Source organism: Streptomyces zaehneri, assembly GCF_032248645.1.
GTDB lineage: Bacteria > Actinomycetota > Actinomycetes > Streptomycetales > Streptomycetaceae > Streptomyces > Streptomyces coriariae.
Genome location: NZ_JASTTJ010000001.1, coordinates 360,593 through 381,466, shown reverse-complemented (window position 1 = coordinate 381,466; position 20,874 = coordinate 360,593). Strand labels below are relative to the sequence as shown.

Here is a 20,874-nt window from a genome sequence, read left to right as displayed (position 1 = left end):
CTCAGCCCAGCAGGACGTCGTCGTCGCCCAGCCGCTTCAGCTCGCGGTAGAGGATGGCGAGGCCGGTGACGATGGCGACGGCGGACACGGTGGCGTCGATCAGGACCAGGGTGTCCTTCTCGGCGCGGGCCTTCTTCAGCCGCTTGGCGACGCCGAACGCGCCGAACGCGGTCCCGGCGATGGACAGGTACGTACCGGACTTGGACTTCTTGAAGCCCTTGGCCTTGTTCAGTGCGCTCACAGCGACGGAGCCTCCTCGAGAAGCGGGTGACCCCACCTTTCCACGAAGGCGGCCTCGACGGCGGCGCCGACCTTGTACAGCCGGTCGTCCTTCAGCGCCGGGGCGATGATCTGGAGACCGACCGGGAGGTTGTCCTCCGGGGCGAGACCGCAGGGCAGCGACATGGCCGAGTTGCCCGCGAGGTTGGTCGGGATGGTGCACAGGTCGGCCAGGTACATCGCCATCGGGTCGTCGGCGCGCTCGCCGATCGCGAAGGCGGTGGTCGGCGTCGTGGGCGACACGATCACGTCGACCTGCTCGAAGGCCTTCTCGAAGTCCCGCGTGATGAGCGTGCGGACCTTCTGCGCCGAGCCGTAGTACGCGTCGTAGTAGCCCGAGCTCAGGGCGTACGTGCCGAGCATGATGCGCCGCTTGACCTCGGGGCCGAAGCCCGCCTCACGGGTGAGGGAGGTGACCTCCTCCGCCGAGTGGCTGCCGTCGTCGCCGGTCCGCAGGCCGTAGCGCAGACCGTCGAAGCGGGCGAGGTTGGACGAGCACTCGGACGGAGCGATCAGGTAGTACGCCGACAGGGCGAGGTCGAAGGACGGGCAGTCCAGCTCGACGATCTCGGCGCCCAGCTCCTTCAGCAGCGCGACGGACTCGTCGAACCGCTGGATGACGCCGGCCTGGTAGCCCTCGCCGCGGAACTGCTTCACGACACCGACGCGCATGCCTTCGACGCTGCCGTTGCGGGCGGCCTCGACGACCGGCGGGACGGGCGCGTCGATGGACGTGGAGTCCAGCGGGTCGTGCCCGGCGATGACCTCGTGCAGCAGCGCCGCGTCCAGGACCGTACGGGCGCAGGGGCCGCCCTGGTCGAGGGAGGACGAGAAGGCCACCATGCCGTACCGCGAGACCGCGCCGTACGTCGGCTTCACGCCGACCGTGCCGGTGACGGCGGCCGGCTGGCGGATGGAGCCGCCGGTGTCGGTGCCGATGGCCAGGGGCGCCTGGAAGGAGGCGAGCGCGGCGGAGGAACCGCCACCGGAACCGCCGGGGATCTTGGTGAGGTCCCAGGGGTTGCCGGTCGGCCCGTAGGCGCTGTTCTCGGTGCTCGACCCCATGGCGAACTCGTCCATGTTGGTCTTGCCGAGGATGACGACGTCGGCGGCCTTCAGCCGCTTGGTGAGCGTCGCGTCGTACGGCGGGATCCAGCCCTCGAGGATCTTCGAACCGACGGTCGTCGGGATGCCCTCGGTGGTGAAGATGTCCTTGAGCGCGAGCGGGACGCCGGCCAGCGGGCCGAGCTTCTCGCCCCGCTGCCGCTTCTCGTCGACGGCGCGGGCCTGGGCCAGCGCGCCCGCACGGTCGACGTGCAGGAAGGCGTGGACCTTCTCGTCGACGGCCTCGATGCGCGCCAGGTGCGCCTCGGTGACCTGGACGGCCGTGAGCTCGCCGGAGGCGATCTTCGCGGCGGTCTCGGCGGCCGTGAGCTTGATGATGTTGACGTTGTCCGTCATGGCGGTTAGTCCTCCCCCAGGATCTGCGGCACCTTGAAACGCTGCTGCTCCTGGGCCGGGGCGCCGGAGAGCGCCTGCTCGGGGGTGAGCGACGGACGGACCTCGTCCGCCCGCATGACGTTCGTCAGCGGGAGCGGGTGCGAGGTCGGCGGTACGTCTTGGTCGGCGACCTCGCTGACGCGGGCGACCGCGCCGATGATGTCGTCCAGCTGTCCCGCGAAGTGTTCGAGCTCTTCGGGCTTCAGCTCCAGACGCGCCAGCCGGGCGAGGTGGGCGACCTCCTCGCGCGTGATGCCAGGCATGCAGCGTTCCTCTGGGGTGGAGTGAGTGAGTGTGTGGTTTGGCCCAATCCTAGGGTGCGGGGCGGCATACCCGTGAAACGGTTCGGCTCGCCTCCCGGGTTCTCACCGGCGTCCCTCGGCTCCTGCGCCCTTCGCCGGGCCACGGCGCACGCGAACGGGCGGCCGGGTGAACGCGCGGGCGGAGGGGCCCGCTACTCGTCGGACGCGGCTGCCGGGAGGGCCGCCGCGGGGCGCTGCCAGCCGCGTGAGCCGCGGGCCCGCAGCCAGGCCGTCGCCTCCTCCGGGGGCATCGCCGCGGCCACCAGCCAGCCCTGGACGGCGTCGCAGCCCAGGTCACGCAGGCGCTCCCAGGTCTCGTCGTCCTCGACGCCCTCGGCCACCACCAGCAGCCCCAGCGAATGTGCGAGGTCGACCGTGCAGCGCACGATCTCGGCGTCCTCGGTGTCGACGGCCAGCCGGGCCACGAAGGAGCGGTCGATCTTCAGCTCGCTCACGGGAAGCCGGCGCAGGTGCACCAGGGAGGAGTAACCCGTTCCGAAGTCGTCCAGCGACATCTTCACGCCGTGCCCGGTCAGCGCGTTGAGGGTGTCGGCGGCGCGCTGCGGGTCCTCCAGCAGGACGTGCTCGGTTATCTCCAGTTGGAGCGCTCCCGCGGGCACTCCGTGCCGGGCCAGCCGGGCCGCGACGGAGCCGGCGAAGCCCGGGGTGTGCACGTCACGGGGGGACACGTTGACCGCGACCGGCACGTACAGCCCCTGGGCCCGCCACCGCGCGACCTGGCCGAGCGCCCTCTCGAGCACGTACTCCGTCAGATGGGGCATCAGCCCGGACGACTCGGCGATCGCTATGAACTCGTCCGGCGGTACCTTCCCGCGCTCCGGGTGCACCCAGCGGACCAGCGCCTCCAGCCCCGCCACCTGCCCGTCGAAGCGGACCTTCGGCTGGTAGTGCAGCTCGACCTCGTGCGCGTCGAGCGCCCTGCGCAGGTCGCCGAGCAGTCCGAGCCGGTCGGGAGTGTTGGAGTCGCGCTTGGACTCGTACACCTCCACGCCCGTACGGTCCCGCTTGGCCTGGTACATCGCCACGTCGGCCCGGCGCAGCATGCCCTCCGCGTCGAGGGCGTGGTCGGGGAAGACGGCGACGCCGGCGCTGGCCTCCAGGACGAGGGTGAGGCCGTCGAGGTCGAGCGGCGAGCCGAGGTCGCAGACCAGGCCGCGGGCGATCCGTGACGCCGAGGTCGTCGAGTCGGCGACGGGCAGTAAGACGGCGAACTCGTCCCCGCCGAGCCGCGCGACCTCCGCGCCGCGGGGCAGGGCGAGTTTGAGCCGCTCGGCTATCTGGAGCAGCAGCCGGTCACCGGCGAGATGACCGAGGGTGTCGTTGACCGAGCGGAAGCGGTCGAGGTCGATCAGCATCAGGGCGGCGCGGGCGCCGATGCGCTCCGCGTCGTCCAGGGCGGTCCAGATGCGCTCCAGCAGCCACTGGCGGTTGGGCAGCCCGGTCAGCGGGTCGCGCAGTTGCTCCTCGGCGCGGGCGCGGGCCATCCACAGGGTGGAGTCGAGGGCGATGAGCGGGATGGCGAACAGCGGCAGCAGGATCGGCTTGGCCACGGCCACCACGCAGATCAGCGGCGCGATGCCCAGCAGGGCGACCGCGACCAGGCCCTGCCTGACCAGGGCCGTGCGGGCGACGGTGGGCAGTCCGCCGGAGCGCGGGGCCTGGAGGTACCACAGGAGAACACGGGTGACCGCGAGATAGGCGACGGCCACCAGGACCACCTGGGGGCCGGTGTAGACCGTCCAGCTGTCGGGGGTCCAGGGCCGCTCCACGGACGGTATCGGTCCGCAGGCGGCCAGCAGCAGCGCTCCCGCGCCGATGCCGAGGATGTCCACCGCGCCGTGCAGGACGCCCTGCCGCCACCGGTGGCGCCGGGCTATGCCGACCAGGACGACGACGGTGAGGCTGACCAGTCCTGCCGCCACCCAGCCGTACAGCAGCAGGACGGCGAGGGTGAGCGCGGCGCCGGAGCCGGTGCCGCCCCACCAGCGGGCGCGGCCGAGCAGGACCAGATGGCCGACGATGACGCCGGCCAGCACGGCCAGGGCCCAGCCGGCCGTGCCGGACGGGAACAGCGCGTGATGGTCGGTGAAGGCGCGGTAGAAGCCGGCGCCGAGGGCGAACGCGGCGGCGGAGACGACCGAGGCGGGCAGCGCGGGCCAGGACAGGTGCCGGTCGGCCTCGGTGTCGGGCATCCCGGGATGCGGGCCGGAGGTGACACGGAGGTCCGGACCGGAATGCGGCGTCGCGTACGGCGCGGTGTGCGGCACGTAGGCCTCCACGCCCGCAGGCCGCTCGGAGCGCGCCGTCCGCCAGCTCCCCCACCAGACGCCGGCGACCCGGCGTCGGCGCAGCCGTTCGTCCGGGGCGGCGCTCTCGGTCGGTTCCATTCCCGTCCCTCTCACAGCCGGCGGTGCCCACGCCACGCGGCCCGTTGCCCGACAACCCCGGGCGCCGCCGCGTTGGAGAACCCTTCCCTCTGCTCGCCAGGAGCAGGGAGGTGCGCCGACCGCAGCCGGGCACGGCAGGCGCACGTCTCAACAGTAGGCCGCGGAAGGCTTCCACGGGCAGCGGTCGTCGACGGTTGCCCGAATGCGCCCCGGCCACCCGTATGCATCTGGTATGCGCCGATCGGGTGACCTTCAACCGCCACTCGTCGCTACTCCTCGGTCGGAAGGGCCACTTCGGCCGCCGCCTCGGGTCCCTGTTCCAGCAGGACGGTGAAGCCGTCCTCGTTCAGAACCGGCACCTTCAGCTGCATCGCCTTGTCGTACTTCGATCCCGGATTGTCACCCACAACGACGAAAGATGTCTTCTTCGAAACCGAACCGGTCACTTTCGCCCCTTGGTTCTGCAGGGCGTCCTTGGCGCCGTCGCGGGTGAAGTGCTCGAGGGTGCCGGTGACGACGACCGTCAGCCCTTCGAGGGGACGCGGCCCTTCGTCCTCCCCGGAGGCCTCCTCCTCCATACGGACGCCGGCGGCCCGCCACTTGCGCAGGATCTCCTGGTGCCACTCCTGCGCGAACCACTCCTTGAGCGAGGCCGCGATGATGGCGCCCACCCCGTCGGTGGCCGCCAGCTCCTCCTCCGAAGCCTGCTCGATCCGCTCGATCGAGCGGAACTCGCGGGCCAGCGCCTCGGCCGCGACCGGTCCGACGTGCCGGATCGACAGGCCGGTGAGGATGCGTGCCAGCGGGCGGTCCTTGGCCGCCGCGATGGTCTCCAGCATGGCGAGCGCGTTCTTCTTCGGCTCGCCCTGCTGGTTGGCGAAGACCGTGGCGATCTTCTCCTCGCCCGTCTTCGGGTCCCGCTTGGGCAGACCGCTGTCCTGGTCGAGGACGTACGCCTTGATGGGCAGCAGCCGGTCGATGGTGAGGTCGAAGAGGTCGCCCTCGTCCCGCAGCGGCGGATCGGCCGGCTCCAGCGGATGGGTGAGGGCGGCCGCGGCGACGTAACCGAAGTGGTCGATGTCCAACGCCCTGCGGCCGGCCAGGTAGAACACCCGCTCGCGCAACTGGGCAGGGCAGGTGCGGGCGTTGGGGCACCGCAGGTCGATGTCGCCCTCCTTCATCGGCCGCAGCGCCGCCCCGCACTCCGGGCACTCGGACGGCATCACGAACTCGCGCTCGCTGCCGTCGCGCAGGTCGGCGACCGGGCCGAGGATCTCCGGGATCACGTCACCGGCCTTGCGCAGCACCACGGTGTCGCCGATCAGGACGCCCTTGGCCTTGACGACCTCCTGGTTGTGCAGGGTGGCGAACTCGACCTCCGAGCCCGCCACCGTGACCGGCTCGACCTGGGCGTACGGCGTCACGCGGCCGGTACGGCCGACGCCCACGCGGATGTTGACGAGCCTGGTGTTGACCTCCTCCGGCGCGTACTTGTAGGCGATCGCCCACCGGGGGGCACGGGCCGTGGAACCGAGCCGCCCCTGGAGGCGGATCTCGTCGAGCTTGACGACCACGCCGTCGATCTCGTGCTCCACCGAGTGCCGGTTCTCGCCGTAGTACGCGATGAACGCCCGTACCCCGTCGAGGTCGCCGACCACCCTGTTGTGCGGGGAGGTGGGCAGGCCCCAGGTCTTGAGCAGGTCGTACGCCTCGGAGAGGCGGGTCAGGCCCTCGTAGCCCTCCAGGGCGCCGATGCCGTGCACGACCATGTGCAGCGGACGGGAGGCGGTGACACGCGGGTCCTTCTGGCGCAGTGAACCGGCGGCCGCGTTGCGCGGGTTGGCGAAGGGCTTGTCGCCCGCACCGACCAGACGGGCGTTCAGCTCCTCGAACTTCTCCATCGGGAAGTAGACCTCGCCCCGGATCTCCACCAGGGACGGGACGCCGTCACCGGTGAGGCGGTCGGGGATCTCCGCGATGGTGCGCACGTTGGGCGTGATGTCCTCGCCCGTGCGGCCGTCGCCCCGGGTCGCGGCGCGCGTGAGACGGCCGTTCTCGTAGGTGAGGTTGACGGCGAGGCCGTCGACCTTGAGCTCGCACAGGAAGTGGTACGCGGAGCTGCCCACGTCCTTGTGGACGCGCTCGGCCCACGCGGCGAGCTCCAGGTCGTCGAAGGCGTTGTCGAGCGAGAGCATCCGCTCGCGGTGCTGGACGGCCGTGAACTCCGTCGCGTACGGGCCGGCGACCTTCTGGGTCGGCGAGTCGGGCGTCCGCAGCTCGGCGTACTCCTGCTCCAGTTCCTCCAGGGCGCGCAGGAGCCGGTCGAACTCCGCGTCGCTGATGACGGGAGCGTCCTTCACGTAGTACCGGAAACGGTGCTCCTCGATCTGCTCAGCCAGCTGCGCGTGCTTCTCCCGTGCCTCGCTGGGCACCGTCGTCTCCGCTTGCCTGTCGCCGGCCACCGTGTCGTCCTCCCGTTACTCTGGGTTGTCCGCGAGGGATCTCGCCGCCCGGACGCAGTGCGCGAGGGCCTCGCGCGCGTACGCGGGGGAAGCTCCCGCGAGGCCGCACGACGGCGTGAGCGTGACCGCCTCGGTGAGCATCCCCGGTCGCAGCCCCAGCCTGCGCCACAGCGTCCTGACACCCATGACGCTACCGGCAGGGTCCGACAATGGGGCGTCCACGCCCGGCACGACACCGGCGAACAGCCGGGTCCCCCCTTCGACCGCCTCGCCGATCGCGTCGTCGTCACGCTCGGTGAGCAGCGAGAAGTCGAAGGAGACCGCCGCCGCGCCGGCCCGGCGCAGCAGGGCGAACGGGACGTCCGCGGCGCAGGAGTGGACCACGACGGGGCCGTCGCCGTGCACCCCGACGACCTCCCGCAGGGTGGCCTCCACGACCTGCCGGTCGACGGCGCGGTGGGTGTGGTAGCCGCTGGCGGTCTTCACCTGGCCGCGCAGGACTGCGGTCAGGGAGGGTTCGTCGAGCTGGAGCACGATCCGCGCGCCGGGCAGGCGGCGGCGCACCTCGTCGAGATGCAGCCGCAGGCCCTCGGCGAGGGAGCCGGCGAGGTCGCGGCGGGCACCGTGGTCGGAGAGCACCGACTGGCCGTTCTTCAGCTCCAGCGCGGCGGCGAGGGTCCAGGGCCCGACGGCCTGCACCTTCACCTGGCCCTCGTAGCCCTGGGTGAACTCCTCCAGCGCGTCGAGGTCCTCCCCCAGCCAGGACCGGGCCCGCTTGGTGTCCCGGCCCGGCCGGTCGCCGATCCGCCAGCCGCTGGGCTCCACGCGCGCGAACAGCTCGACGAGCATCCCGGCGGTGCGGCCGATCATGTCGGCTCCCGGGCCGCGGTCCGGCAGCTCGGCGAGGAACGGGAAGTCCTCGAAGGACCCGGTGGCGGTCCTGGCGGCCTCGCGGGCGTCACCGCCGGGCAGGGAGCCGACACCGGTGGCGGGGCCGAAACTGAAGTGTGCGTTCACGGGGTGAAGCCTACGTAGCCGCGGGGACGCGTTCCGCCCCCGCGGGCGGTCTCACCGACCCGGACGCACCGTCAGGTCGTTGACCTCGGCGTCCCGGGGCAGGTCGACGGCCATCAGGATCGTCGTCGCGACCGACTCGGGATCGATCCACTCCCCCGGGTCGTACTCCTTGCCCTCCTGCTGGTGGACCTTGGCCTGCATGGGGCTGGCGGTGCGGCCGGGGTAGACGGAGGTGACGCGGACGCCGTTTCCGTGCTCCTCGGCGCGCAGGGCGTCCGCCAGTGCCCTCAGGCCGTGCTTGGAGGCGGCGTACGCGGACCAGTCGGCGCTCGCCCGCAGGCCCGCCCCGGAGTTCACGAAGACCACGTGCCCCCGGGTGGCCCGCAGTTGGGGCAGGAAGTGCCGGGTCAGCTCGGCCGGGGCGATCAGGTTGACGTCGAGCTGGTGGCGCCAGGACTTCGGAGTCAGGTCGCCCACGGGTCCCAGGTCGACCACGCCGGCGATGTGGAGGAGGGAGTCCACCCGGTCGGGCAGCGTCTGGTGGGAGAAGGCCCAGCTCAGCTTGGCGGGCTCGGCCAGGTCGCCGACCAGGGTCCGGGCCCCGGGAAACTCCGCCGCGAGTTCCTTCGCGCGGCCCGCGTCGCGCGCGTGCAGCACGAGTTCGTCCCCGCGCGCGTGCAGACGGCGGGCGACGGCCGCGCCGATGCCGGAACCGGCTCCGGTGATCACATGAGTAGCCATGCCCGCCATGCTCGCATCACCGAGGAGTCAGGGGGCGCCCTGCCCGGCGGCGGTGGCCGCTGATGTCACGGCTTCCAGGTAGGCGAGGGCGGCGACCGGCTCCTCCGCGAAGAACACCAGGTCGGCGAGGGGGCGGGGCAGGAACCCCTCGTCCTCCATGCGCCGGAACTGCTCCTTGAGGCCGTCGTAGAAGCCCGCGGTGTTGAGCAGCACGACGGGCTTGTCGGTGTGCCCGTGCTTCTTCAGTTCGAGTATCTCGGTCGCCTCGTCCAGCGTCCCGGTACCGCCGACCATGATCACGACCGCGTCGGCCTTCTCCAGGAGGAGCCGCTTGCGCTCGGCGAGGTCCCGCGCGACGACCATCTCGTCGGCCCCGGCCCGCGCCTTGGCGGCGAGGAAGTCCACCGACACCCCGCACAGCCTGCCGCCCGACTCCTGCACGCCGTCCGCGACCACCTTCATCAGGCCGGTGTCGGAGCCGCCCCACACGAGGGTGTGGCCGCCCTTGCCCAGCAGTTCCGCGAACTCACGCGCGGGGCGCGTGTACCGGTCGTCGAGGTCGGCGGCGGAGAGGAAGACACAGATACGCATGGGGCCACGGTACGCGGGAAGAATCGGCGGCCCGCAGGCGCTTTCCCGTCATGACCCGAGGACACACGATCACCATCGAGCGGGGCGACCGGCACATCAGGGTCGTCCACGGGGGCCGCGTGCTGGCCGAGACCGACCGCGCGCTCGCCCTGCGCGAGACCGGCTGTCCGGTGCGGTACTACATCCCCGCCGAGGACGTACGGCTCGACCTGCTGACCCCCTCCGACACCCACACGTACTGCCCCTTCAAGGGGACGGCCTCCTACTGGTCGCTGCCGGACGCGGCGGACCTCGTCTGGGGCTATCCCGACCCCAAGCCCGACGTCGCCGAGATCAGGAACCACCTGTGCTTCTACGAAGTGGAGGTCTCGGAGGCGGAAGTGCCGCAAGCGGAGGTGTCGTAGGCCGATGACCGCCGTGCCGTGCGGCAGTCTGCATGGGCATGGACAAGAAGACCATTTCGCGCGACGGCACCGAACTCGCTTACGCACGCGCAGGCGAGGGGCCCACGGTCATCCTGGTGAGCGGGGCGATGTCGACGGGCGGCACCATGGCGCCCCTGGCCGGCCTGCTCGCGGACCGCTGCACGGTCCTGCGCTACGACCGGCGGGGCCGTGGCGAGAGCGGCGACACGGCGCCGTACGCGGTGGAACGCGAGGTCGAGGACCTGGCGGCCCTCGTCGAAGCGGCGGGCGGCGAGGCGGCGCTCTACGGCATCTCCTCGGGCGGCGCGCTGGTGCTGGAGGCGGCGGCCGCCGGGCTGCCGGTGCGGCGGGTGGCCGTGTACGAGACGCCGTACGCCCTGGACGAGGAGGGCGCGCAGGGACGCGCCGCCTACACGGCGAGCCTCACCGAGGCGCTCGCGCAGGGACGGCGCGGGGACGCCGTCGAGCTGTTCCTGCGGCTGACGGGGCTGGCCGAGGAGATGATCCGGGGCGCCCGCCAGTCACCGATGTGGGAGGGGATGGAGGCCGTCGCGCCGACCCTCGCCTACGACGACAGCGTGATGGGCGGCGGGCTGGTCCCCCGGGAACGGCTGGCCTCGGTCGCCGTCCCGGTGCTGGCGATGGCCGGCGAGGCCAGTCCGGCGTGGCTGCGCGAGGCGACGCGCGCCGTCGCGGACGCGGTCCCGGACGGCACGTACCGCGTGCTCGAGGGCCAGACCCACATGGTGGACCCGGCCGTCCTCGCGCCGGTGCTGGCGGAGTTCCTCGCGGCATAGCTTCCTGTGCGTGGGCGCCGGGATCCGCCCTTGTACGTCGCCCACGCGCACGGAGTGACTCCCCTCGGCAGGCGAGGGCGTCATACTGCTCCGCGCCACAGCTCCCGCTCCGCCGACACGAAGCGGCGCTCCAGGTCTTCGAGATCTCCGAGCATCAGACGCATCCTGCGCCGGAACGCCGGCCCGTGAGCCGACACCGTCAGATGCGTCAGCTCATGTACGAGGACGAGGTCCACGAGAGCAGGGGGCAATTGCATAAGCGCCCAGTGCGCGGTGATGGTGCCGTCCGGATCACAGGCGCCCCAGCGCTCCTTGAGATCGCGTACGACAACGTCTCGGGGAGCCACGCCTGCCCGCACGGCCAGAGGCCGTGCACGGGTGCTCATCCACTCCGCGCCCCGTGCGGTGTACCAGTCGGCGATGAGCCGCGCGCCTTCCCGGGGGGACTCGCATCGCGGGAGTTCCAGCCACCCGTGGTGCAGCCGTACCCGTGCGCCCGGATCCAGGGGCAGAACTCTCAGCCGGTGGCGACGGCCGAGATAGGAGAAGCTGGCTCCGCTGACCAGTTCCTTGCGGGGCTCGCCTCCTCCGCGCCTGCGCCGGTCGACCTCGCTCGCGATGCGCGGCAGCCGGGACCGGACGGCAGCCGCGACCTCCTGCGGGTCTGCGCCGGGAGGCACCGCGAAGAGCACACCCCCGTCCTCACTGATCTCGATCCCGAGTGTCCGGCGGCGCGGCCGTACGACGACTTCCCACGTCCACTCGCCCGGCAGGGGGAGCGACGTGAGGGCGGACCGCACGGAGACACTCACCCGGCATTGGTACCACTCGGCACCGACAACGGCCGCGACCGGTGTCCCTTGTCACGCGTGCGGCCGCGCCGCGTACCGCAGGAAGTCGCCGCGCCGCTCCACGGCGAGCTCCTGCAGGGCTGCGGCCATGTCCGCGGTGTCGTCCCAGTCCATGTGCAGATGAGTGGCCACCTTGAAGCGCAGTTCCTTGCGGGCCTCGATCCGGGCATCGGCCTGGGTCACGAAGTGGGGTGCCCGCACCAGAACCGCGATGTCCGCAGTGAGGAGGCAGGCCGCCTCGTACAGGTCCACCTCAGCGGGCAGGGGTGCCGAGCCCGCCTGCTCGAGTTCTCTCCTCAGCGCCCGGTACACGGGCCGTTCCGTCAGTGGGTCGAGGCTCGGGCCCGCCTCCTGGACATCCACCGTGATCTCGCCGACGAGCCGTGCCAGGTCGGCCGCGGCCTGCTCGAAGTCCTGGCGCATCCGCTGGACGATCTCTTCCAGCCGGGCACTGAACAGCTCGTAGCGGGCGCGGTCCGTGCCGATCCTCGCCGTGATGTGGGTCCGCAGGCGGCTGACCATGTACCTGGTCCTGGCGCGGGCGTCGGGGTTGGCGTCGACACGCTCCATGAAGTCGGCGGCGCTCAGCTCGACCGGGGGTACGCGCAGTTCGACACCGGTCACCCGGAGGTGGTCGGCGATCAGCCGGCGCACCTTCGCCCCGTAACGGCGCGGGCTGAACTCGTCGCGTCCGTCGAGGTAGCGCTGCCGCGCCAGGTACTGCACCTCGCCCAGCAAGCCCGCGAACCGTTCGTACCGCAGCGCGTACGGCCGGGGCAGGACCGCGCTCAGGGCGGTGAGGAAGTCCCGGGCGTGTTCGTCGAACTGGCCTCGCGCGAGCGGGTCCTCCAGCACGTCGAGCAGTGTCTCGCGGCGCTGTTCGTCGGCCAGGGAGAGGATCCCGCGCTCGTCGTACGACGCGAGTCCGTGGCCGTCGAGGAAGCGGGCGACCCGGCCGTGGAGATCGTCGAGAAGCCGGTCCGCGGCGGCGTCCGCCTGGAGCAGCAGCCCCTCGCCGGTGGGCGGTGTCCCCTCGAAGTCCGGACGGAGGTGCTCGACGGAGACGCTCTCGTAGCCGTAGACCTCCCGCAGGTGGTGCTCCTCGTACGCCCGGAGGGAACGGGCCAGTTCGACGCCGATGCCCACGAAGTCGACGAGCGTTCCCCAGCGCTTGCGCGGATACGGCCGGTTTGTGCGGGCCACGGCCTGGAGCAGGCCCGCGCCGGAGAGGGCGCAGTCCAGGTAGAGGACCTGTTCGACGGGGGCGTCGAAGCCGGTGAGCAGCATCGACTGGACGACGAGGAAGGCGAGGGGCTCCGCCGTCTCCCGGTCGTCCTGGTCGTCGTCCGGGGTGTCCTGCGCTTCCGGATGTTCGAGCCGGAACACGTCCGTGACGGGTCCGCCGGCGGCACCGTGTGCCTGCCCCGACGCGCCATGAGGCTCGACGGGCCACGAGGGGTCGACGGCCGCGGCCAAGGGGTCCCCGAGTCCCGCCTTGAAACGCTCGATGTAATCGTCCTGCCGCGATTTCAGCGTCCACGGCCGCCAACCGTCGGGGTCTTTCCTCGGATCGCCGTGGATCACCACAGCCGCGTCGATCGAGGCGAGGACATCCCGGTGTGGCAGGACGGTGAGCAGCTTGCGCATCTCGTCGTCGGCGCCGAGGGCCGCCATCGGGTCGTGGGCGATGGCGGGGTCCAGCGCGTCGAGCTGCGCGAGCAGCCGGTCGCGGGCGTCGAGCAGCGCGTCGCGGTAGCGGACGGCGGCCAGCCGGGACGCCGCCGCCAGCTGGGCTCCGAAGCGGTCGGGCAGCGCGTTCACCGCCCAGTGGCGCAGCATGAAGTCGGCCTTGTGAGCGATCACCGAGGGCGCTTCGAGAACTTCCCTCCTGCGGGCGAACTTCCGCAGCACCCGCTCACGCTGCTGGGGATCGCCGGGCACCTGCTCGTCGAACTTGGCGTCAAGCGCGGCCTTCTCGATCACTTCCATCGGCACGTCGTACGCCTCGTAGCGCACCGGGACGACGGACCGGTCCAGCTCGGCCTCGCGCAGCGTGTAGGCGTCGACGAGCTTCCCGAAGATCTCCTCGGTCTCCTTGCGGGCGCCCCGGATGATGGGCGTGCCGGTGAACCCGACGAGGACGGCGTTCGGCAGGAGGGCGCGCAGCCGGGCGTGCAGCCAGCCCGCGTGTCCCCGGTGCGCCTCGTCGACCAGGACGACGATGTCGTGGCCGGGGTTCGCGGGGCGGTCGTCGGCGGGGGCGTCCTTGTCGGCTCCCTGCGGCAGAAGACTGTCGTTACGGCCGTCGTAGGCGCTGTCGTCGCGCTGGGCCTTCTGGAGCATGACGAGGACGACATCCGGCACGCGCACGGCGAGCTGCGCCCGCGCGTCGACGACACCTTCGGCCCTGTGAACGGTCTCCTCGGTGGCCGCCAGCGACGACCGGATCTGCTTCTCCAGGTCGATACGGTCGGTGACGATCACGATCTTGTGGCGCTTGAGCTCGTTGTCGCTCCTGAGATGGCGCACGAGGAAGGCCATGGTGAGGCTCTTGCCGGAGCCCTGGGTGTGCCAGACGACACCGCCGCGCTGGTCGACGTCCTGCTTCGCCGCGACCGCTCTCCCGCGCTCCCGAAGCCGGCGGGCGAGTCTGTGCACGGCTTTGAACTGCTGGTACCGGCCGATCACCTTGAGCGTGCGGCGGCCCTGACCGCGCTCGGTGGTGAAGTCCCGCACGAGCGTGAGGAGATGACCGGGTCGCAGCACTCCCGCCGCGAGCACGGCCATGTCGGTGTCGCAGCCGTCGGCGGACGCGGGCTCGGTGGTCCGCCACGGGGTGAAGTACTCGGGCGTCGAGGTGACGGTGCCCAGCTCCGCGTACGTCCGGTCGGTACCGACCAGCACCTGCGCGAACCGGGTGAACTCGGCTACGGGGGCGGGTGATTCGAGACTCGCGTAGCCACACACCTGCCCGACCGCCTCGTCGAGCGCGGCCCTGCTCGCCTCCCTGCCTCCGGAGGTGAGCGGGGCCTTGCACTCGATGACGACCCAGGGCAGCCCGTTGACGAACAGCACCAGGTCAGGGGTGACGGGCCCGGCGTCCTTGCGTTCCACCCGGAACTGGCTGACCGCGAGGAGGTCGTTGCGACCGCCGTTCTCCCCTTCCCAGTCGACGAGTTGGACGTGTTCGGGGTCGCCCTTCCTCCAGCCGGGCAGCATGCGGGCGTTGACGCCCTTGCGCAGCAGCCGGGTCACGGCGAGGTTGCCGCCCACACCGCGGTCCACCGGGCCCTGACCGGGTGCCGTGCCGAGCACGAGGGCCAGGAGGTAGTCGAGTTGGGCGGCCGTGAGCCAGGTGCCGCCGCCGTTCGAGCGGGTGTTGATCCGCGATACGGCGTCCCGGAACCGGTCGGCGTAGACGACGTCCGTGAACGCGTCGCGTCCGGACGGGCCGGGCATGGTGGCGGGTTGGCCGGGCGGCGCGCCTTCCAGGTGCTCCCATCCGAGTTCGACCAGCTGCCGTATCAGCGGCTTCTCGGTCTTGTCGTACTCCGGTTGCTCCCGCCGACCCACCGCTGGACTCCCTGCCCTCACCGTGCGCCCCAGCGTCGCCATGGGACGTACAGGAGACTTTACTCACGGGCAGAGGAGCGACCAGGGATCTTTCAGCCGCACGATCAAGCCACGGCGCCCTCCGGCGGAATCGGGCGGGGATGACGGAAGTCCGGGGCCCTCCGGATCAGGCGGCGAGCGCGGGTGGCGGGCCCGGCGGAAGGGCCAGCTCGAACCAGATCGTCTTGCCGGCCGGTCCGTAGGGCCCCTCGCCCGTCCCGCAGCCGCCCCAGCGGTCGGCGAGGAGGTCGAGGATCAGGAGACCCCGCCCCCTTTGCGCGTACAGGGGTACGGCAGGAGGTGACACGAGTGTCGGCACGTCGGGACTCATGTCCCAGACGCTGACCCGCAGTACGGGATCGAGCCAGTGCAGGCGGACGAACGCGGGCCCCTTGGTGTGCCGCACGGAGTTCGTCGCGAGTTCGGATGTCAGCAGCTCCGCCCGCTCGACGAGTTCGGCGAGGCCGTGGGCGGTCAGGACGGCACGGAGGGTGAGGCGGGCGATGCCGGGGGCGCGGGGGTCGCAGGGAAAGTGGAGCTCGTAACTCCAGGGGGCGGTGAAGGGGAGGGGCGTGGGGTGCGGAGGGGGTTCGGGGTCATCGGCGTGGGTGGTGAGGGTGTCCGGGGCGGTGGGGGTGGTGGGGGGTCGGGTCACGCGGCACCTCCGTTGGTGCGAGTGGCTGTGGTGAGTGCGCGGTGGTGAATCGCGCGAGCGGCCGTGCCCTCCGGCCCTGGGTGGGTGCGGTGTCTCTGCCGGTGCGTGTGCCGCCCTCCGGATGGGCGGGGTCGGACCGGTGCGCTTCCGCTCCACTGGGCGGGGCGGGGGTGGTGGCCTGAGTCACACCATAGCGAGACTGATTTAACCCGTGCCATTGATCTCACTGGAACGGGTGTAATTTTGCTGCGAGATGGACTCGGAGCGCGACCATCGGCACACTGTGCGCGAGCAAGGAGGGGCTTGATGACACAGAACACCCCGACCATCCGGCAGCGCCGCCTGGGCCTGGAGTTGCGGCGACTCCGTGAAGCGGTTGGCATGTCAGCCCCCGCAGCGGCTGGCGCACTGGGTACGGATCGCACGAACATCTCGAACATCGAAGCCGGGCGTTACGGCATCGGCGAGGAGCGCCTACGCCGGCTGGCCAGCATCTACGAGTGCAACGACGAGGATCTGATCGACACGTTGGCCGCGATGACGGGCGGTCGCAAGCCGGGCTGGTGGGACGAGTACCGGGGCAAAGTGCCTCCAGGGCATCTCGACATCTCCGAGATCGAGCACCACGCCGTGCACCTGCGCACCGTGCAGACGTCCCATCTTCCGGGGCTGTTCCACACCGAGGACCACGCCAGGGCGATCTTCGACCTCGTCGTGCCGAAACTGCCCCGTCTGGAAGTCGAGTTGCGGATCGCGCACCGGCTCGCACGTCAGCGTGTGATCACGGGGAACAAAGTGGTGCCCTACGTCGGGATCATTCACGAGGCCGCCCTGCGGATGCAGTTCGGCGGCCGAGACGTGACGCGCGCTCAACTTCATCACTTGCTGGCCGAGAACGAGCGTGACAACGTGACCTTGATGGTGATCCCGTTCGCCAACGGAGGCTTCCCCACGGTGGGGGACGCCGTCCTGTACGCGAAGGCCACCAACCCACACCTGGACACCGTGCACATGGATTCACCGGCCGGCCCGCTGTTCTTCGACTCGCCGACCCAGTTGGAGAACTTCCGCCAGCGCCTGGACCTGGCCGAGCAAGCAGCGCTGGCTCCGCAGAAGTCGGCAGATTTCATCCGCGCGGTCGCCAAAGAGATGTAAGAGGAGCGGGCCTTGTCGGAGCTGTGCTGGTTGAAGTCGTCTTTCTCCGGGGAAGGGGGCAACAACTGCGTCGAGATAGCCGCGCCGAGCCCCGACGGCATCGCCCTGCGCGAGAGCGAGCGCCCGGCCTGCGTGCTGACCACAGACCGGGCTGCCCTCGGGGCGCTCGTGACGAGCGTCAAGGCGGGGCTTGGCAGTTGAGCAGGCGGCTCCGCTCAGGCAGTTTGAGCCCGGCCAGCGAGCAAGTCCTCGATCACCGCCCGTTGAACGGTGCGGAGCTTGGCAACCTGCTGTTCAAGCTGAGCCTCACGCCGTCTTGCTGCTGAGATCACGCTCACGGTTTTTCGCTGATTCTTCAGCGAAACATCCGGAACATGCAGCTCGCGAATGGCCTTCTGGCTGATGTTCTTCATACTTGCACTGGTGCCTGTGGCTGCAATTCTGACCTGGCGGCGAACAGCAGGCGTGGACAGTACGAGAGCGATGAAGTGAGCATCAGCCACATCCGCGTCAGGAACAATGCGGAGCGTCTTGTCGCTCAGCATAAGGCGAGGATGAGGAACATCTACCACACAGGCCAGACCAACCAACTCTTCAGTGTTGGCCCGCGTCATGAGCAAGTCACCAAGTGCCACTTCATAGGCCGCATCGATGTGATTAGGGTTCCTGACGACTTTGTTCTCTAGGGAGGCAAACCAGCCCGACTGGACCGCGCTCACTTTGAGAACGCCCCATTCTCCCTCACCAGCAGGTGTGTCCTCTGCCATCGGGCTACGTCCAGCCTCAATCCGGTTGATCCAAGATCCAAGGGATACGTCGTGTGCGACGCCAAAGGACCGATTGAGAATCGCCTGCGTGGTCAATCGCAGCTTGACGAGCATCCCCTCCAAAGCCCCGATCCGCCGCTCGAAGGCGGCATGCGCGGCGACGATCCGGCACTGTTCTTCAAGCGATGGGATCCCGATTTCCATGGCTTGAAGACGCTCGGTGTCCAAGCGCCCCGTGCCGTGGCTCGTGTCCTCGACCATGGTCAGGATCTCGTTCGTGCGGGCCTGAATCGCGTGGGCAAGGAAGTGCGGATCGATACCGTCGCCTGGAATCAAGGCTTTGACATCCTGCCCGAAGGCCACCTGCCGCTCGGCAACCCCGATACGGAACTCCGACTTGAGGCTCATGCCACGCACGATGAAGAGAGTCGTGCCCTTCTCCACCAGGCGGGAGCCGTTGACTGCACCGAGTGACGTCAGCCGCCGGTCCGACTCCGAGATGCGGAAACTCTTGAGACTGGCCCCACTGATCCAAGGGATGTCACCACCCCAATAGGCGGCATTCGATGTACTGGGCGTTCCGCCCGACAGCCAGGTGCCTACCTCGCCGAGGGACACGTACCGCCATCCAGCCCGACCCTCACCGCCCATAACCCAGCTCCTCCAGCCACTCCCCCAGCTCCCCCTGAGCCGCCTCGCTCGCGCCCTCCAGCTCGCTCAGCGACACCGCGTACTTCTCCACCCACCGGCGGAACACCGCGACCAGCTCCCGGCGCCCCACGGCGAACGCCGCGTCCACCCGCCCGGACACGTCCTCGTTCAGGACGTCCAGGACGACCTCCCGGGTCCGCTCCTCGTCCGCCAGGACCACCTTGGACGCGTCCACGAGGTTCTTCAGGAACCGGTCGTCCAGGGCCTTGCGCTTCTTCGTCACGGCGGTGCGGATCTTCCGGCAGGCCACCACAGCCGCCTCAAGGCGGGCGAGTTCCTCGTCCGACACCGGTTCGGCCTCTTCGGCAACCCCGGTGGCGTCCGCCGCCTCGCCGTCCTCCTCCCCGTCCTCCGCCGGCTTCGCCGCCGCCAGCGCGTCCACCGCCTCCTTGTAGGCCGCGTCCGCCGCAGCGACCTCCGCCTCCACCACGGCGTACCGGTCGAGGAACTCGGGGATGAGGTGGCGCACGACGGGCTGGTCCATCGCGCGGCGGCGGTCCGTGGCCGTCACGGTCTGCTTGCGCGAGGTGGTGCCCGTGCTCACCGCGCCCTCCGCCGGCTTGACGATCGCCTCCGTCGAGTCGACCCAGCCTTCGAGGACGCGGGCGAAACCGCCGGCCGCCAGGGCCTTCATGTCGTAGCGCGCGTAAGTCCACCAGTCGGCGACGATGCCCGCCGTACGGTAGTCGTCGATGACGCCGACCCCGCCGATCGCCGTGATGAAGCCGTCCAGCAGGCCGGAGCGCAGGTTCATCAGCAGGCGGTCCTCGGCCAGCTGGGCGAAGAGCTTCGAGCCCTCCGCCCACCAGTCCGCGTACGCGGTCCGAAGTTCCGCCTCCTTCGCCGCCGTCAGGTCGGCGATGCGCCCCACCGTGGCCTCGGGGCCCTCCGGCAGGAAGTCGTAGTACGCCGGGTCGTCCTCGCGTTCCGCGAAGAGGGTCGACGCGTCCACGCCGTACGCCTCGAAGAGCCCGGCACGCGCCGTCACCTCCGCGACCGGCACGCCGCCGTACAGATGGGCCCGTACGTCCTGTGGCTCGGGCGGGGGCGAGTTGTCGACCCAGCGGCGGATGTTGAGGTTCGCGCCCTCGGCGAGGAGGTCGGCGACCGTGACCCACCGTGAGTAGCCGGGCAGCTCGCGCCCGTCCTTGAAAACGGTGACGATCTTCTCGACGTGCTCGGGGCCCAGCTCGTTCTGATTGCGGCCCACCGTGAACTCGCGGTCGGCGTTGATGAAGAGGACCTTCTTGCGCCGGTCCGTGTCCGGCTTCCTGCGGGGCCGCCGGAGCACGAGCACACAGGCCGGGATGCCTACGCCGTAGAAGAGGTTCGGACCGAGGCCGATCACGGCCTCCACGCAGTCATCGCGGAGCAGCTCCTCGCGGATGTCCTTCTCCTTGCCGCCACGGAAGAGCACTCCGTGGGGCATGACGACGGCGACCACGCCGTCCTCCGCCAGCACCGAGATCATGTGCTGGACGAACATCAGGTCGGCCTTCTTGCCCTTCTCGGGCGCCCAGCCCCACTTCATGCGGGTGCCGTGCACGCCGTCCGCGGCGGCCACCGCCTGCTGGTCGTACGGCTGGGAGAACGGCGGGTTGGAGAGGACCTTGGTGAACGTGAGCAGGCGCTTGCCGGGGTCGAGGTGGAGCGGCTCGGTGAGGGTGTCGCCGTGCTGGAGGTCGAACTTGTGGATGCCGTGCAGCACCATGTTCATGCTCGCCATGGACCAGGACGCGGGGTTGCGGTCCTGGCCGTTGATGCCCAGTTCGTCAGGATTGCCGCCGTGCTCCTCGACGTACTCGCGGGCCGCGATGAGCATGCCGCCGGAGCCCATGCAGGGGTCGTAGACGCTCTCGGTGGGCTTCGGGTCGAGCAGCCGCACCAGCATCCGGACGACCGAGCGCGGGGTGTAGAACTCGCCGCCGCTCTGGCCCGCGCTGTCCGCGAACCGGCCGAGCAGGTACTCGTACGCCGCGCCCAGCATGTCGGGGAACTCGAAGTCCTCGTTGCGGAGCCGGTAGATGCTGAAGTGCCGGATCAGGGAGAGCAGTTCGTTGGTGGTGAAGCGGGGCTTGTTGCCGACGACCGCGTTGAACTCGATGTGCGAGGCGACGCCGGTCAGCCGCGAGTTGCCCTCCTGGAGGGCGGCGAGCGCCTTGTCGAGGTACTCGCCGGCCTGGACGACCTTGCCGTCGGGTCCCTTGGTCTCGGCGGTGAGCGCCTCGATCCCGGGGACGGTCTCCTCCGGGTGCTCGGGGTCGAGCACGTGCGGGCCGGTCCACCAGCGGGCGCGCGGAGGGACGTAGAAGACCTTGGTGTACCACTCGGGGTTGTCGGCCCGTTGCAGGGCCTTCGTCTCGCTGCCCGTCTCCTTCAGCCGCTGCTGGTAGGCACGGTTCCATTCGGGCTGGAACTCGTCCGAGGCGCGCTTCAGAAACAGCATCCCGAAGATGTAGTCCCGGTAGTCGGAGGGCTCCATCCGGCCGCGGAGGATGTCGGCGGCCGCGAAGAGATGCCGGTTCAACTGGGGAAGGGTGATGCGGGCCACGCGCCGGTCCTTCGGTGGGGAGTGGTGGTGCACGGGAGGTCGAGCGATCG

The 20,874-nt window shown here is 70.5% G+C and carries 17 protein-coding genes; 4 read left to right on the top strand and 13 right to left on the bottom strand.

Annotated elements, in window-relative coordinates; genetic code table 11:
* Nucleotide 1 precedes the first annotated feature (1 nt).
* From QQM72_RS01710 to QQM72_RS01675, 8 genes are all read right to left on the bottom strand, one after another.
* Nucleotides 2-241, bottom strand: coding sequence for a hypothetical protein (locus QQM72_RS01710; protein WP_020131415.1), 240 nt, complete (start codon nt 239-241; stop codon nt 2-4).
* Nucleotides 238-1,740 carry an Asp-tRNA(Asn)/Glu-tRNA(Gln) amidotransferase subunit GatA gene (gene gatA, locus QQM72_RS01705; protein WP_314218986.1) on the bottom strand — a complete coding sequence of 501 codons (1,503 nt, stop codon included), beginning with the start codon at nt 1,738-1,740 and terminating at the stop codon, nt 238-240. Before gatA ends, QQM72_RS01710 begins: the two co-directional genes overlap by 4 nt.
* 5 nt (nt 1,741-1,745) lie before the next feature.
* Entirely contained in the window at nt 1,746-2,042 is a 297-nt protein-coding gene (gene gatC / locus QQM72_RS01700) for an Asp-tRNA(Asn)/Glu-tRNA(Gln) amidotransferase subunit GatC (protein WP_007384860.1), read from the bottom strand.
* Between the two features lie 191 nt (nt 2,043-2,233).
* The gene (locus tag QQM72_RS01695; RefSeq protein WP_314218985.1) at nt 2,234-4,489 is read right to left on the bottom strand and encodes a putative bifunctional diguanylate cyclase/phosphodiesterase; all 2,256 of its coding nucleotides are present in this window, start codon (nt 4,487-4,489) and stop codon (nt 2,234-2,236) included.
* A 269-nt stretch (nt 4,490-4,758) separates the two neighbouring features.
* Nucleotides 4,759-6,951 (bottom strand): NAD-dependent DNA ligase LigA, encoded by a 2,193-nt coding sequence (ligA, locus tag QQM72_RS01690; protein ID WP_314218984.1) that lies wholly within the window; start codon nt 6,949-6,951, stop codon nt 4,759-4,761.
* A 15-nt stretch (nt 6,952-6,966) separates the two neighbouring features.
* Nucleotides 6,967-7,968, bottom strand: coding sequence for a methionine synthase (locus QQM72_RS01685; RefSeq protein WP_314218983.1), 1,002 nt, complete (start codon nt 7,966-7,968; stop codon nt 6,967-6,969).
* 51 nt (nt 7,969-8,019) lie between these two features.
* The gene (locus tag QQM72_RS01680; RefSeq protein ID WP_314218982.1) at nt 8,020-8,709 is read right to left on the bottom strand and encodes an SDR family oxidoreductase; all 690 of its coding nucleotides are present in this window, start codon (nt 8,707-8,709) and stop codon (nt 8,020-8,022) included.
* Between the two features lie 27 nt (nt 8,710-8,736).
* Nucleotides 8,737-9,300 (bottom strand): LOG family protein, encoded by a 564-nt coding sequence (locus QQM72_RS01675; protein ID WP_314218981.1) that lies wholly within the window; start codon nt 9,298-9,300, stop codon nt 8,737-8,739.
* Between the two features lie 50 nt (nt 9,301-9,350).
* Between QQM72_RS01675 and QQM72_RS01670 the strand changes: the two genes are divergently transcribed.
* Entirely contained in the window at nt 9,351-9,704 is a 354-nt protein-coding gene (locus tag QQM72_RS01670) for a DUF427 domain-containing protein (RefSeq protein ID WP_314218980.1), read from the top strand.
* A 38-nt stretch (nt 9,705-9,742) separates the two neighbouring features.
* Entirely contained in the window at nt 9,743-10,522 is a 780-nt protein-coding gene (locus tag QQM72_RS01665) for an alpha/beta fold hydrolase (RefSeq protein ID WP_314218979.1), read from the top strand.
* Between the two features lie 80 nt (nt 10,523-10,602).
* Here QQM72_RS01665 and QQM72_RS01660 read toward each other — a convergent pair whose 3' ends face one another.
* From QQM72_RS01660 to QQM72_RS01650, 3 genes are all read right to left on the bottom strand, one after another.
* Nucleotides 10,603-11,334, bottom strand: a complete 732-nt coding sequence (locus QQM72_RS01660) for a M48 family metallopeptidase (protein ID WP_314218978.1) — start codon at nt 11,332-11,334, stop codon at nt 10,603-10,605.
* 51 nt (nt 11,335-11,385) lie between these two features.
* Nucleotides 11,386-14,946, bottom strand: a complete 3,561-nt coding sequence (locus tag QQM72_RS01655; protein ID WP_314218977.1) for a type I restriction endonuclease subunit R — start codon at nt 14,944-14,946, stop codon at nt 11,386-11,388.
* 166 nt (nt 14,947-15,112) lie between these two features.
* Nucleotides 15,113-15,640 (bottom strand): ATP-binding protein, encoded by a 528-nt coding sequence (locus QQM72_RS01650; RefSeq protein ID WP_314218976.1) that lies wholly within the window; start codon nt 15,638-15,640, stop codon nt 15,113-15,115.
* A gap of 306 nt (nt 15,641-15,946) precedes the next feature.
* Here QQM72_RS01650 and QQM72_RS01645 point away from each other — a divergent pair, with 306 nt between their 5' ends.
* Nucleotides 15,947-16,795, top strand: a complete 849-nt coding sequence (locus QQM72_RS01645) for a helix-turn-helix domain-containing protein (RefSeq protein ID WP_314218975.1) — start codon at nt 15,947-15,949, stop codon at nt 16,793-16,795.
* Nucleotides 16,796-16,825: 30 nt separating this feature from the next.
* Nucleotides 16,826-16,996, top strand: a complete 171-nt coding sequence (locus QQM72_RS01640) for a DUF397 domain-containing protein (protein WP_314218974.1) — start codon at nt 16,826-16,828, stop codon at nt 16,994-16,996.
* Nucleotides 16,997-17,010: 14 nt separating this feature from the next.
* Here QQM72_RS01640 and QQM72_RS01635 read toward each other — a convergent pair whose 3' ends face one another.
* Both QQM72_RS01635 and QQM72_RS01630 read right to left on the bottom strand, forming a co-directional pair.
* On the bottom strand, nt 17,011-18,180 hold the full coding sequence (locus QQM72_RS01635) for a restriction endonuclease subunit S (RefSeq protein WP_314218973.1): 1,170 nt from the start codon (nt 18,178-18,180) through the stop codon (nt 17,011-17,013).
* A gap of 22 nt (nt 18,181-18,202) precedes the next feature.
* Nucleotides 18,203-20,824: a type I restriction-modification system subunit M gene (locus tag QQM72_RS01630; protein WP_314218972.1), complete on the bottom strand. Its 2,622-nt coding sequence runs from the start codon at nt 20,822-20,824 to the stop codon at nt 18,203-18,205.
* Nucleotides 20,825-20,874 lie beyond the last annotated feature (50 nt).